The sequence below is a fragment of the Caulobacter sp. Root487D2Y genome, from assembly GCF_001427165.1.
In the GTDB taxonomy this organism is placed as follows: domain Bacteria; phylum Pseudomonadota; class Alphaproteobacteria; order Caulobacterales; family Caulobacteraceae; genus Caulobacter.
In genome coordinates, this window is sequence record NZ_LMFD01000001.1 from 175,863 (window position 1) to 189,399 (window position 13,537).

13 protein-coding genes are annotated in these 13,537 nt (G+C 68.7%); 7 read left to right on the plus strand and 6 right to left on the minus strand.

Annotation, left to right across the window (positions count from 1 at the left end; genetic code table 11):
* The first annotated feature begins 4 nt into the window (after positions 1-4).
* Entirely contained in the window at positions 5-1,624 is a 1,620-nt protein-coding gene (locus tag ASD38_RS00820; RefSeq protein WP_056456788.1) for a DHA2 family efflux MFS transporter permease subunit, read from the plus strand.
* 1 nt (position 1,625) lies between these two features.
* A complete protein-coding gene (locus tag ASD38_RS00825; RefSeq protein ID WP_056456791.1) occupies positions 1,626-2,234 on the plus strand; it encodes a TetR/AcrR family transcriptional regulator in 609 nt (202 codons plus the stop codon).
* A gap of 55 nt (positions 2,235-2,289) precedes the next feature.
* Here the strand turns inward: ASD38_RS00825 and ASD38_RS00830 are convergent, their stop codons facing one another.
* The 4 genes from ASD38_RS00830 to ASD38_RS00845 form a co-directional block, all read right to left on the minus strand.
* Positions 2,290-3,105, minus strand: coding sequence for an enoyl-ACP reductase FabI (locus ASD38_RS00830; RefSeq protein WP_056436959.1), 816 nt, complete (start codon positions 3,103-3,105; stop codon positions 2,290-2,292).
* Positions 3,106-3,286: 181 nt separating this feature from the next.
* Positions 3,287-4,504, minus strand: coding sequence for a beta-ketoacyl-ACP synthase I (fabB, locus tag ASD38_RS00835; protein ID WP_056437122.1), 1,218 nt, complete (start codon positions 4,502-4,504; stop codon positions 3,287-3,289).
* 70 nt (positions 4,505-4,574) lie between these two features.
* Complete coding sequence (gene fabA, locus ASD38_RS00840; RefSeq protein WP_056436956.1) at positions 4,575-5,090, minus strand: 3-hydroxyacyl-[acyl-carrier-protein] dehydratase FabA; 516 nt, start codon at positions 5,088-5,090, stop codon at positions 4,575-4,577.
* Positions 5,091-5,193: 103 nt separating this feature from the next.
* The gene (locus tag ASD38_RS00845; RefSeq protein ID WP_235523736.1) at positions 5,194-5,757 is read right to left on the minus strand and encodes an SH3 domain-containing protein; all 564 of its coding nucleotides are present in this window, start codon (positions 5,755-5,757) and stop codon (positions 5,194-5,196) included.
* 57 nt (positions 5,758-5,814) lie between these two features.
* Between ASD38_RS00845 and ASD38_RS00850 the strand changes: the two genes are divergently transcribed.
* Both ASD38_RS00850 and ASD38_RS00855 read left to right on the plus strand, forming a co-directional pair.
* The gene (locus ASD38_RS00850; protein ID WP_056436953.1) at positions 5,815-6,801 is read left to right on the plus strand and encodes a 2-hydroxyacid dehydrogenase; all 987 of its coding nucleotides are present in this window, start codon (positions 5,815-5,817) and stop codon (positions 6,799-6,801) included.
* A 74-nt stretch (positions 6,802-6,875) separates the two neighbouring features.
* The gene (locus tag ASD38_RS00855; RefSeq protein ID WP_056456794.1) at positions 6,876-8,888 is read left to right on the plus strand and encodes an alpha/beta hydrolase family protein; all 2,013 of its coding nucleotides are present in this window, start codon (positions 6,876-6,878) and stop codon (positions 8,886-8,888) included.
* On the opposite strand, the gene ASD38_RS00860 is transcribed toward ASD38_RS00855, so the two are convergent.
* On the minus strand, positions 8,885-9,622 hold the full coding sequence (locus tag ASD38_RS00860; RefSeq protein WP_056456796.1) for a HesA/MoeB/ThiF family protein: 738 nt from the start codon (positions 9,620-9,622) through the stop codon (positions 8,885-8,887). The two genes, ASD38_RS00855 and ASD38_RS00860, sit on opposite strands and share 4 nt — an antisense overlap.
* Before the next feature lie 5 nt (positions 9,623-9,627).
* Here ASD38_RS00860 and hslV point away from each other — a divergent pair, with 5 nt between their 5' ends.
* The 3 genes from hslV to hslU all read left to right on the plus strand — a co-directional run bounded on the left by hslV (position 9,628) and on the right by hslU (position 12,441).
* A complete protein-coding gene (gene hslV / locus ASD38_RS00865; protein ID WP_162252114.1) occupies positions 9,628-10,227 on the plus strand; it encodes an ATP-dependent protease subunit HslV in 600 nt (199 codons plus the stop codon).
* Between the two features lie 73 nt (positions 10,228-10,300).
* Positions 10,301-11,152, plus strand: a complete 852-nt coding sequence (locus ASD38_RS00870; protein ID WP_056456802.1) for a nuclear transport factor 2 family protein — start codon at positions 10,301-10,303, stop codon at positions 11,150-11,152.
* Positions 11,149-12,441 (plus strand): ATP-dependent protease ATPase subunit HslU, encoded by a 1,293-nt coding sequence (gene hslU, locus ASD38_RS00875; protein WP_056436938.1) that lies wholly within the window; start codon positions 11,149-11,151, stop codon positions 12,439-12,441. The genes ASD38_RS00870 and hslU overlap by 4 nt, the downstream gene beginning before the upstream one ends.
* Before the next feature lie 34 nt (positions 12,442-12,475).
* On the opposite strand, the gene ASD38_RS00880 is transcribed toward hslU, so the two are convergent.
* Entirely contained in the window at positions 12,476-13,537 is a 1,062-nt protein-coding gene (locus ASD38_RS00880; protein ID WP_056456805.1) for a DUF2252 family protein, read from the minus strand.

The window sequence follows — 13,537 nt, forward strand, 5'->3', positions numbered from 1 at the left end:
CGTCATGACCGACGCCGCCCTCCCCGCCAACTCAGCGCCCTCCGCCCCGCCTCAGTCCGCCGGCAAGCCGGCGGCGGCGCCGGAGGTCGACTGGGGCAAGCTGTTCCTCGGTTTCGGGGCCATGGTCATCGGCCAGTTCATGGCCATTCTCGACATCCAGATCGTCGCGGCCTCGCTGCCGCAGATCCAGGCCGGGGTGGGCGCCAGCGCCGACCAGGTCAGCTGGATCCAGACCGCCTACCTGATCCCCGAGGTCGTGATGATCCCGCTGTCGGGATATCTGTCGCGGCTGTGGGGGACGCAGCGCGTCTATCTGATGTCGTGCACCGGCTTCATCGTCATGAGCGTGCTGACGGGCCTCAGCTCGTCGATCGACATGATGATCATCACCCGGGCCCTGCAGGGCTTCATCGGCGGGGCGATGATCCCGACGGTGTTCGCCGTGGCTTTCACCGCCTTCCCGCCCGAACGGCGCGTGACGGCCAGCGTGATCATGGGCCTGATCGTCACCCTGGCGCCGACGGTCGGCCCCACCCTGGGCGGCCACCTGACCGAGTGGCTCAGCTGGCGCTGGCTGTTCTTCATCAACGTGCCGACCGGCCTCGTCGTGCTGTTCGGCGTCGCCCGCTGGGGCCAGTTCGACAAGGGCGATCCCAGCCTGGCCAAGGGCTTCGACTGGTTCGGCCTGGCGGTCATGGCCGTCTTCCTGATGAGCATGCAGTTCGTGCTGGAAGAAGGCTCCAAGGACGGCTGGTTCGAGGACAGCGGCATCCTGGCCCTGGCCGTCGTCGCCGCGGTCACCGGCGTGGTCTTCGTCTGGCGGTCGCTGAGCTATCGCAACCCGATCGTCGAGCTGCGGGCCTTCGCCAACCGCAACTTCAGCATCGGCGTGGCCATGACCGCCGTGTCGGGGGCCAGCCTGTTCGGCGGCACCTTCCTGCTGCCGCAGTTCCTGGGCCGGGTGCGGCACTATTCGGCCTCCGAGGTCGGCACCACCATGGTGGTCTCGGGCCTGTCGATGTTCGCCACCGGACCGATCGCCGGCCGGCTGGTGCGCCAGATGGACCCGCGCGTGCCGATGTTCATCGGCTTCATGCTGGCGGGCTTCGGCATGTACATGGCCCACGGCGTGACCAAGGACTGGGGCTTCTGGGAGTTCGCCGGGGTCCAGGCCTGCCGGGGCGTGGGCGTGATGATCGCCATGATCGCCACCCAGCAGGTGACGATGAGCACCCTGCCGCCGCACATGGTCAAGAACGCCTCGGGCCTGGTGAACCTGGCGCGCAACACCGGCGGGGCGATCGGCCTGGCCCTGCTGGCCACCACGATCACCAACCAGACGGCGCTGTACTATATGGGCCTGTCGGACGAGCTCAGCCAGGGCGACGCCCGGATCGCCGGCATGATGCAGGGCCTGGCGACCCGGATGGCCCAGCTGGGCGTTTCCGACCCCGGGGGCGCCGCCCGCAAGGCCATCGGCGGCATGCTGCAGCAGCAGGCCACGGTGCTGGCCTTCGGCGACAGCTTCACCCTGCTGGCTTACGGCTGCTTCATCGCCGCCGTCATCTCGCTGCTGGCCAAGCCGGCCAGGAACGCCCCTCCTCCCCCTTCGGACGCGCACTGACATGCCTAGAGTCGCGGGCCAGATCGACATCGCCAAGACCGAGGCCATCCTCGACGCCGCCGTCGAGGTGATCGGCCAGCGCGGCCTGGGCGCGCCGATGGAGGCCATCGCCAAGCGCGCGGGCGTCTCCAAGCAGACGGTCTACAATCACTACGGCTCCAAGGCCGAGCTGGTCCGGGCGCTGATGGCGCGGCGCGTGGCGGCGATCACCGCCCCGCTGCGCGATCCGGGCGCGATCGACAATCCGCGCGAGGCCCTGGAGGCCTATGCCCGCTCGATGCTGGAGACCGTGACCACCGCCAAGGGCCATTCGGTGATGCGGGTGATCATCCAGGGCGCGGGCGAGATGCCCGACGTGGCCCAGGAGGTGTTCGAGGCCGGCCCGCGACAGGCGCGCCGCCAACTGGCCGCCTTCCTGGAGATGGAGACGAAGATCGGCCGCCTGAAGGTCGAGAACTTCGATCAGGCGGCCGAGTTCTTCTCGGGCATGGTCATGGGCCACGGCCAGTTGCGGGCCCTGCTCCGCCTGCCGGCCGACAAGACGCCGGCCGAGTTCGACAACCTGGCGCGCGAGGCCGCCGAACGCTTCATGCGGGCCTACGCCCCATAGAAAAAGGGCCCCGCCACGCGGCGAGGCCCTTCATCTGTCGCTTTCAGCCAGGGTCCTAGGCTTCGACCTCGTCGGGCATGCCCATCATGTGGAAGCCCGCGTCGACGTGGACCACCTCGCCGGTGGTCGAGCGACCCAGGTCCGAGACCAGCCACAGGGCCGCGCCGGCGACGCCTTCCATCGAGGTGTCCTCCTTCATGGCGCTGAACGCCCGGCCCTGGGCGATCATGCCGCGGCCGCCGGCGATGCCGGCCAGGGCCAGGGTGCGCATGGCGCCGGCCGAGATGGCGTTGCAGCGGATGCCCTTGGGGCCCAGGTCCCGGGCGATGTAGCGGGTCGCCGCCTCCAGGGCGGCCTTGGCCACGCCCATGGTGTTGTAGTTCGGGATGGTCCGCTCCGACCCCAAATAGGTCATGGTGATCAGCGAGCCGCCGTTCGGCATCAGCTTGGCCGCGCGCTTGGCGACGTCGACGAAGCTGAAGGCCGAGATGTTCATGGCCAGCAGGAAGCCGTCACGGGTGGTGTTGTCGACGAACGAGCCCTTCAGCTCGTCCTTGTTGGCGAAGGCCACCGAGTGGACGACGAAGTCGATCGTGCCGAACTTGGCTTCGATGGCGGCGAAGGCCGCGTCCATCGAGGCGTCGTCGGTGACGTCGGCCGGGACCAGGGTGGTGACGCCGATGCTCTCGGCCAGCGGCCGCACGCGGCGCTCGAGAGCCTCGCCCTGGTAGGTGAAGATCATCTCGGCGCCCTGGGCGGCGAGCTGCGAGGCGATGCCCCAGGCGATGGAGTTGTGATTGGCCACGCCCATGACGAGGCCTTTCTTGCCTCGCATCAGCTCGCCCTTGGGGAATGCGTATTCGTCGGCCATGGCTTGGCTCTCCTGGAATCCTTGAGCGCTAGCTAGCAGGAGGAAGACTCCGGCGGAACCCTTCAGACAGGATCGACGTCGAAGCCGGCGGGCGGAAGGTCGCCCAGGGCGCGGGGGGCGTCCACGAAGCCCGGCGACAGCGCTGGCGCGCGGCCATGTCGCGAGCCGCCCGCCCCGCCAGCTAGTCCGCCTTGGTGAAGATCAGCGTGCCGTTGGTGCCGCCGAAACCGAAGCTGTTGGACATCACCGTGGTCAGCGGCTTGTCCGAGCGCTCCAGCAGGATCGGCAGGTCGGCGAATTCGGGATCGAGGTTTTCGATGTTGGCGCTCTTGGCGGCGAAGCCGTTGTCGAGCATCAGGATCGAATAGATCGCCTCCTGCGCCCCGGCCGCGCCCAGGCTGTGGCCGGTCAGCGACTTGGTCGAGGAGATCAGCGGGGCCTTGTCGCCGAACACGTCGCGGACAGCGCCCATCTCCTTGCTGTCGCCGACCGGCGTGGAGGTGCCGTGCGGGTTCAGATAGTCGATGGTCCGGCCGCCGGCCTCGGCCATGGCGATCTTCATGCAGCGCGCCGCGCCCTCGCCGGACGGGGCGACCATGTCGTAGCCGTCCGAATTGGCCGCGTAGCCGACCAGTTCGCCGTAGATCTTGGCCCCGCGCGCCTTGGCGTGCTCGTATTCCTCGAGCACCACGACGCCGGCGCCGCCGGCGATCACGAAGCCGTCGCGGTCCTTGTCGTAGGCGCGGCTGGCCACGGCCGGGCGATCGTTGAAGTTGCTGCTCATCGCGCCCATGGCGTCGAACAGGTTGGACAGGCTCCAGTCCAGCTCTTCGCAGCCGCCGGCGAAGACGATGTCCTGCTTGCCCATCTGGATCTGTTCGGCCGCCGCGCCGATGCAGTGGGCGCTGGTCGCGCAGGCCGAGCTGATCGAGTAGTTGATCCCGCGGATCTTGAACCAGGTCGACAGCACGGCCGACGGGCCCGAGCTCATGGCCTTGGGCACCGCGAACGGACCGATCCGCTTGGGGCCCTTTTCCCGAGTGATGGCCGCCGCCTCGATGATCACCCGCGTGGACGGGCCGCCCGAACCGACGATCAGGCCGGTGCGCTCGTTGGAGATCTCGGACTCTTCCAAGCCGGAATCCGCGATCGCCTGTTCCATGGCGATGTGGGCGTAGGCCGTGCCGGGCGCGAGAAAGCGCGCCGCGCGACGATCGACCAGGGCTTCCCACGAGTCGAGCTTGACCGTGGCGTGAACCTGGCAGCGGAAACCCAGTTCCGCATATTCCGGCGCGGAGACCACGCCGGACTTGGCTTCACGCAGTGAGGTGAGCACCTCATTGGCGTTGTTGCCGATGGACGAGACGATTCCCAGTCCGGTGACGACGACGCGACGCATGAACAATCCTCTTTTTCTTCCCCTGATCCAGAAGGGGTCGACTCTTAGAGCGGTCGACCCTGCGGCGGGATCAAGACGCCATCTGCTCGGCGGTGAACAGGCCGACCTTCAGGTCCTTGGTTTCGTAGATGACCTTGCCGTCGGCCTCCAGAACGCCGTCGCCAATGCCCATCACCAGCTTGCGCATGATGACGCGCTTCAGGTCGATCTTGTAGACGACCTTCTTGATGTCAGGGGTGACCTGACCGGTGAATTTCACTTCGCCCACGCCCAGGGCGCGGCCGCGGCCGGGACCGCCCGACCAGCCCAAGAAGAAACCGACCAGCTGCCACAGGGCGTCCAGGCCCAGGCAGCCGGGCATGACGGGGTCGCCGATGAAGTGGCAGGCGAAGAACCAAAGGTCCGGATTGATGTCGAACTCGGCCTCGACATAGCCCTTGCCGTACTTGCCGCCTTCGGACTCGATGCGGACGATGCGATCGAACATCAGCATCGGCGGCGCCGGCAGCTGGGCGTTGCCGGGGCCGAACAGTTCGCCTCGGCCGCAGGCCAGGAGCTCGTCGTAGGTGTAGGAACTTTGTTGCATGGCCTCGCCCTAGCACGGCGGTGGGCCGCGCCTCAATGTTACTTTCGGTAACGCCCGTGAACGCCAACCGCTGCAACGGGGCGAAAACGCCCTGTTCCTGGCCCTAGTCCTTGCACTGGACCTGAGGCGCCGCGCCCCAGACCTCGCCTTGCGGCGCCCAGCCTGATTCGCCGCCGGCCTTCAACTTGCACCAGCCCCTTTCGCAACGATCGAGATTAGCCGTGGCGCGGCCGGCCAGATAGGCGGTGACGCGGGCCCCGGCCTTGGGCTGGGCCCGCAGCGGCAGCGGCGTGGCCTGAACCCGCATGGCGGTGCGGCGGCCGTCGATCGTGCGCTTGTGCACCCAGGCCAGATTCCCCTCGGGGTCGCAGATCCTGCGCCATTCGCGGGTTTCGGCCACCACCTGCACCGGCAGGCCCTTGACCTTGTAGATCCACAGCAGCCGGTGGGCCTCGTCCGGCCCGACGCGCGCGTTCACCTCGCCGTACTTCAGCGACACATAGCGCGGCACCTCCATGCCCGACGGCGTGACCTTGGGGCCCTGGGCCCAGGCGGCGCCCGCCGCGAGAACGACCCATCCGAAGGCGGCGACGGCTCCCTTCCGTGCGAAGATCGGGGCGCCGAGCGAATGATGTTTGCAATTCGTCGGCATGTTGCTTGGCCGCATGGGGCCCCTTTGCTACAGATTTCAAACACCCGTCAGGGAAGGCTTTTCGAACCGCTCATGTCAGCTCGCAAGCTCAAAGTCATCGTCACCCGCAAACTGCCCGATCCGGTGGAGACGCGGATGTGCGAGCTGTTCGACACCCAGCTGAACGTCACCGACAAACCCTTGACGGCCGATGAACTGGTCGAGGCGATGAATTCGGCCGACGTGCTGGTCCCCACCATCACCGACCGCATCGACAGCCGCCTTCTGTCGCGATCCGGCGACCGGCTCAAGCTGATCGCCAATTTCGGGGCGGGCGTGGACAATATCGACGTCGCCACGGCCAACGCCCGGGGCATCATCGTCACCAACACCCCCGGCGTGCTGACCGAGGACACCGCCGACCTGACCATGACGCTGATCATGGCCGCCTCGCGCCGGGTCGTCGAAGGCGCCGAGGTGGTCAAGGCCGGCGGCTTCCACGGCTGGTCGCCGACCTGGATGCTGGGCCGCCGCCTGTGGGGCAAGCGCCTGGGCATCATCGGCATGGGCCGCATCGGCCAGGCCGTGGCTCGCCGCGCCAAGGCGTTCGGCATGCAGGTGCACTATCACAACCGCAAGCCGGTCAGCCCGCGCATCGCCGAGGAACTGGGCGTCACCTACTGGGAGAGCCTGGACCAGATGCTGGCCCGGATGGACATCATCTCGGTCAACTGCCCGCACACCCCGGCCACCTACCACCTGCTGTCGGCCCGCCGGCTCAAGCTGCTGCGGCCCCAGAGCATCATCGTCAACACCGCCCGCGGCGAGGTGATCGACGAAGGGGCCCTGGCCAACATGCTGGCCCGCGGCGAGATCGCCGGCGCCGGCCTGGACGTCTACGAGCACGAGCCGGCCATCAACCCCAAGCTCCTGAAGCTGCCCAATGTCGTGCTCCTGCCCCACATGGGCTCGGCCACGGTCGAGGGCCGCATCGACATGGGCGAGAAGGTCATCGTCAACGTGAAGACCTTCATGGACGGCCACAGGCCCCCGGACCGGGTGATCCCGTCGATGCTGTAGGGGCGGGCCGGCAAGCTTGACCTTGGCCTGAAACCCGTGATGTTCGCCGGGACTTGAGTGCCCGGGGGCGTTGCATGAATCTCTCTGAACTGTCGCCGTCCAGACGCGCCGTCCTGCTGGGCGCGTCGGTCGCCGCCTTGCCCGTCGCCAGCTTCGGCGCGGTCGAGGCGGCCGCGATACCCACCCTCGAAGACCTTATGGCGCGCCCCGGCATCCGGGACGCGGCGCTGTCCCCCGACGGCGAGAGGGTCGCTGTGCTGGCCGCACGCCGCGACGGCGAGCAACGCATGGGCCTGGTGCTGCTCTTCGACGCCGCCGACCTTTCGACGCAGCCCAAGGTCGTGCCCATCGGGGACTGCGAGGTCGAGCGCGTCGACTGGGCCAACAAGGATCGGCTGCTGGTCTGGATCCTGCTGGATAAGGATCGGCGCGGGGTCGACACCGGCATCGTCTGGAAGGGCGCGATCCTCAAGCGCTACACCCGCCGGGTCCTAGCGATGGATCGCGACGGCGGGAACCAGGTCCTGCTGTTCGGCAACGAGGACGCAAACCTGCGGCGCAACCGCAACCTCGGCTCGGTCGTCGATTACGTCACCGACCAGGCGGACTGCATCCTGATGGAAGCGTGGAGCGTCAAGGAGGACCGATTGGGCCTCTACAAGGTCGATGTCCGGACCGGCGTCTCGACGCTGCTGGAAACCGGCGGCGTCAACACCGACAGCTGGATCACCCAAGCCGGCGTTCCTGTGCTGCGGCTGGATTCATCCGGTGAGACCGTGTCGATCTACGCGCGCGGGCCAGGCGAAACCGAGTGGAAATTCTTCCAGAAGTTCCGGCGCGACGAAACATCCAAGCTCGACGGCATCGATTTCGTCGGCCCGACTCCGAATCCGGGCGTGATGCTGGTCGCCACCACCCTCGACGGCGAAGACAAGCAGTCGATCCGCACCTTCGACGTGCGCACACTAAAGGTCGGCGATCATGTCGCCTCCAGGCCTGATCGAGACATGACTTCCTGCCTTGTCGACCGCAAGCAGCGACTACTGGCGACGACTTGGTGGCAAGACAGGCTCAGCTACGACTTCAAGGATCCGGAGTTGGGCAAGCACTACCGCGGCGTCTGCTCGTATTTCAAAAACGAATGCAACGTGGCGATCATCGACATCAGCGAGGATCACCAGCGCTTCGTGGTGCGGGTCTCCGGGCCGCGCCATGCCGGCTCGTACTGGTTCTACGACCGCGCCGCCACCAAACTCCAGCCGCTCGGGGCGATCTACGCCAAGCTGAGCCAGATGCAGCTGGCGCCCATGGAAATTATCAACCTGACGGCGCGGGACGGCCTGCCCCTGACCGCCTATCTAACGCGCCCGACGAACGGGGCCGGAAAGCGCCCCTTGGTCGTCATGCCACATGGCGGGCCCGAGTTGCGCGACACCTTCGACTACGACCCCCTGGTCCAGGCGATGGCGGCGGAAGGCTGGATGGTCCTGCAGGTCAACTTCCGGGGCTCGGGCGGTTATGGCCGAGCGTTCACGGAGGCCGGCAACCGGCATTGGAACGACCTGATGCAGAACGATGTCGAGGACGCTCTGAAAAGGGTGGTCGAGGGCGGCGACGTCGACGAAGGCCGCTTGGCGATCTGCGGCATCAGTTATGGAGGCTACGCCGCCCTCATGGGCGCGGTGAAGACGCCGGATCGCTATCGCGCCGTGGTTTCCATCGCCGGCGTCAGCCACCTGCCGCTGATGCTGTCCTACGAGCGCAAGGCCCACGGCTGGGATTCTCTCACCTTCATCTACTGGACCAAGACCATCGGCGATGCGTCCAAGGATCGGGCGGCGCTCCTGGCCGGGTCGCCCGCCACCCGCGCCGACGAGATCAAGGCGCCGGTCTTGCTGATGCACGGCGAACTGGACGGCGTCGTTCCCGCCGAACAGTCGCGAACCATGCGGGACGCGCTGCAGAACGCGCACAAGAAGGTCGACTATGTCGAGACGCCCGCCGAAGGCCATCCGTTCTGGGAGCACGATAACAACCTGGCGATGAGTCGCCGGGTGCTGGACCACATCCGCACGGCGTTCGCCTAGCCGCCGCAGCTCGGACACGCCGGGTCCGCCCCGATCCGGACCGTGCGCGTCTCGGCCGCCAGGGCGTCGTAGATCAGCAGGCGGCCGGCCAGGCTCTGGCCGGCGCCGGTGATCACCTTGACCGCCTCCAGGGCCATCATCGAACCGATCACCCCCGCCAGGGCTCCGACCACGCCGACCATCGCGCAGGTCTCGGCGTCGGGCGGGATCTCGGGGACAAGGCAGCGGTAGCAGGGCCGGCCCAGGAACACCCCGACCTGGCCGGTCCAGCGGCCCAGGGCGCCGCTGACCAGGGTCTTGCCCTCGGCCAGGCACGCGTCGCTGACCGCGAAGCGGGTCGCGAAATCGTCGGTGCCGTCCAGCACCAGGTCATACCGGGAAATCAGCGCCCGGGCGTTGGCCTCGCCCAGCCATACCGGGATGGTTTCGATCGTGAGGTGCGGGTTCAGGGCGGTCAGGTGCTCGGCGGCCGCCTCGACCTTGGGCCGGCCGGCGTCGGCGGTGGCGAACAGCACCTGGCGCTGCAGGTTCGACAGCGAAACCGCGTCGGCGTCGACCAGGCCCAGCGTCCCCACCCCGGCGGCGGCCAGATAGAGGGCGGCGGGGGCGCCCAGCCCCCCGGCCCCGACCACCAGCACCCGCGCGGCCTTCAGTTTCTGCTGGCCCGGTCCGCCGATCTCGCGCAGCACCAGATGGCGGGCGTAACGTTCGACCTCGGCGTCGGAAAAGCTCATCGCGCTTGACCCTCGGGCTTGGCCTCGCCACATGCGAAGCCATGCAAAGCTCCAATTCCTTCCCGGACTGGCACGGCACGACCATTCTGGCGGTGCGCAAGAACGGATCGACCGTGATCGCCGGCGACGGACAGGTCTCCATGGGCCCAACCGTCGTCAAGGGCAACGCCCGCAAGGTGCGCCGACTGGCCGGCGGCAAGGTGGTGGCCGGCTTCGCCGGGGCCACGGCCGACGCCTTCACCCTGATCGAGCGGCTGGAAGCCAAGCTGGAGCAGTATCCCGACCAGCTGGCCCGGGCCTGCGTCGACCTGGCCAAGGACTGGCGCACCGACCGCTACCTGCGCCGGCTGGAGGCCATGCTGCTGGTGGCGGACGCGACCGCGATCTACACGGTCACCGGCGTGGGCGACGTGCTGGAGCCGGGCGAGAGCCAGGGCGGCGGCTCGGTGGCGGCCATCGGCTCGGGCGGCAACTACGCGCTGGCGGCGGCCAAGGCCCTGATCGACCAAGACCTGAGCGCCGAGGAGATCGCCCGCAAGGCGATGGTCATCGCCGCCGAGATCTGCGTCTACACCAACGGCAATCTGACGGTGGAAACCGTCTGATTTCCCGCCGTTACGCGGAATTCACGAGCCAATGGCCTCGCGGGGCGCTTAGCTCGGCGCGGGAGGCCTCCACATGCTCAAGACCGTCCTGATCGCCTGCGCCCTGCTGGTCGCCACGCCGACCTCGGCGGCCCAGCCCTCGTCCTCCGGACCTTCGCCCGCCGAGATCGAGAAGGCCGAACGCGCCTTCGCCGCCGACGGCCTGGCCCTGGGCATCCGGGACTCGTTCCTGGCCCACATGGCCGACGACGCCATCGTCTTCCGGCCAGGACCGGTCAGCGCCAAGGCGCTCTACGAAAAACGCCCGTCCAGCAAGACGCCGAAGCTGGAATGGTGGCCGCAGAAGGTGGTGATCGCCCGTTCCGGGGACCTCGGCCTTTCGGTCGGCCCCTCGGCGGTGAACGGCCAGCGCGGCGGCTACTACGCCACGATCTGGCGCAAGGGTCCGGACGGCCGGTGGAAGTGGATCTACGACGGCGGCGCCGAGGCCGACGCGGCGCGCGCGCCCGACGCCTCGACTCCGGCGATCCAAGGCCCGACGGCCACAAGGGGCTCCAGATCGCCCGCCGACGCCCTGGCGGTGGTCCGATCCGCCGAGAACGGCCTGGCCAAGGCGGCGATCGACGACGCGCCCAAGGCCTACCGCGCCGTCCTGGCGTCGGACGCCTGGCTGACGGGTCCGAACGGAACCGAAGACCTCAAACCCTCGGACCGCGACGGCCGGATCGCCCGGCGCCCGCCTCGCATGACGATCAGGATGGACGGGGGCGGCGCCTCCGCGGCGGGCGACTTCGTCTGGACCCACGGAACGGCCGCCTGGTCCGGCCCGTCTGACACCCCGGTCAACACGCACTATATGCATGTCTGGCAAAGGCGCGCCGAAGGGTGGCGCCTGATCTTCGAGACCTTGAACACGGACAAATGACCGAATTCTCCCCCCGCGAAATCGTCTCCGAACTCGACCGCTACATCGTCGGCCACACCGACGCGAAGAAGGCCGTCGCCGTGGCCCTGCGCAACCGCTGGCGCCGCCGCCGGGTGCCGGCCGACCTGCGCGACGAGGTCACGCCCAAGAACATCCTGCTGATCGGCCCCACGGGCGTGGGCAAGACCGAGATCGCCCGCCGCCTGGCCCGCCTGGCCCAGGCGCCCTTTCTCAAGGTGGAGGCCACCAAGTTCACCGAGGTCGGCTATGTCGGCCGCGACGTGGACCAGATCGTCCGCGACCTGGTGGAGAGCGCCCTGGCCATGGTCCGCGACAAGCGCCGCGCCGGCGTGCGCGCCAAGGCCGAGGCGGCCGCCGAGGACCGCATCCTGGACGCCCTGACAGGTCCCGCCGCCAGCGCGGCCCGCGACAGCTTCCGCAAGAAGCTGCGGGCCGGCGAGCTGGACGACAAGGAGGTCGAGCTGCAGCTGGCCGACACCGGCGGCGGCATGTTCGAGATCCCCGGCCAGCCCGGCGCCTCGGTGCTGAACCTGTCGGAAATGATGAAGTCGTTCGGCGGCGGGCGCACCAAGACCCACAAGACCACCGTCGTCGGCGCCTGGGCCCCGCTGATCGCCGAGGAGAGCGACAAGCTCCTGGACCAGGAGGCCCTGACCCAGGAGGCCCTGGAGCTGGCCGAGAACCACGGCATCGTCTTCCTGGACGAGATCGACAAGGTCGCCTCCTCCGGCCAGCGCGGCGGCGGCGACGTCAGCCGCGAAGGCGTGCAGCGCGATCTGCTGCCGCTGATCGAGGGCACGACCGTTTCGACCAAGTACGGTCCGGTGAAGACCGACCACATCCTGTTCATCGCCTCGGGCGCCTTCCACGTGGCCAAGCCGTCGGACCTGCTGCCCGAGCTGCAGGGCCGCCTGCCGATCCGGGTGGAGCTGAAGGGCCTGACCCGCGACGACCTGCGCCGCATCCTGACCGAGCCGGAAGCCAACCTGATCCGCCAGCACCAGGCCCTGATGCTGACCGAGGGCGTGACCCTGCTGTTCAGCGACGAGGCCATCGACGCCGTCGCCGACGCGGCCGTGGCGGTCAACGCCTCGGTCGAGAACATCGGCGCCCGCCGCCTGCAGACCATCCTGGAAAAGGTGGTCGAGGAAATCAGCTTCTCGGCGGCCGATCGCTCGGGCGAAACGGTGACCGTGGACGCGGCCTATGTGCAGGAACGCATCGGCGCTCTGGCGGCCAACGCGGATCTGAGCCGGTTCATCCTGTGAAACTGGAAAAAACCTTCTCCCAGAGGGAGAAGGTTCAAGTGAAGGCCGCCTGATCCGCCTCGACTTGGCGCGCGGCGGCCTTGGCGTGAACGCGCAGCCAGTCCGGCGGCAGGCCCCGCAAATGCGCCAGCAACGCCGGCGCGCGTCCTGGGTCCCCGGCGTGGCAGGCGGCGATCTCGCGGCTCATGGCGGTCAGCATGTCGGGCGACAGCAGTTCATCGGCCGAGCCCTTGGCTTCGATCTTGCGGCTGTTGGGCGACAGGCGGCGGACCACCAGGCCGTCGGCGACGTGGTGTCGCGGATCGACGGCCCGGAATCGGCCCCCGGCCACCACGCCCGCGCGGATCGCCGGATCGCCGCCGTGCCGCAGCACCCAGGCCGAGACGACCACCGCCTTGACCTCGCGCAGCACCGGCCCGCCCCGCCAGTCGGCCCGCGCGACGAAACGCGGCCGCCCCAGGCTGCCGACCCCGGCCGTGCGCGGGAAGGTCTCGAAGGGCCCGGCCGGATCCGGCAAGGCGCCCCGCAGGGCCTCGCGATAGCGTAGCGGGATCGGACGCGGCGCGGGCGCGGCGAACTTGGCCCAGTAGGCGGCGCGCTCGGTCTCGGGCAGCATCACCGCCTTGCGAAGCCACTTGTGGTCGCGCTCCAGGATGAAGGGCCGGGGATCGACCAGGCCGGCGGCGTAGCCGGCCAGGATCGCCGCGCAGATCTCCCCCGAGCCGGGGTCCCGGTCTTCCCGCGCCAACAAGGCGCTGGCCGCCAGCCGCACCAGGTCCAGCGGATAGGGCATGGCCGCCGCGTCGTCGAAATCGTTGGCGCCCCAGACCAGGCGTCCCTCGGCGTCGCGCCAGCAGCCGAAGTTCTCGACGTGGGTGTCGCCGATCGCCAGCACGGCGGGGGCCGACGCCAGATCCGGACAGGTTTCGAAAATGGTCTCCGCCCAGCGCCAGTAGGTCGCCCGCAGGAAGGGGAACGGGCCCTCGCGCATCTTGTCGTGCTTCTCGGCCAGGTCGGCCTCGACCAGGTCGCCGCCGAGCGCGGCGGCCAGCCAGGCCTCATAGGCCTTCACCGAAGCCTTGATCGAGGCGGTCAT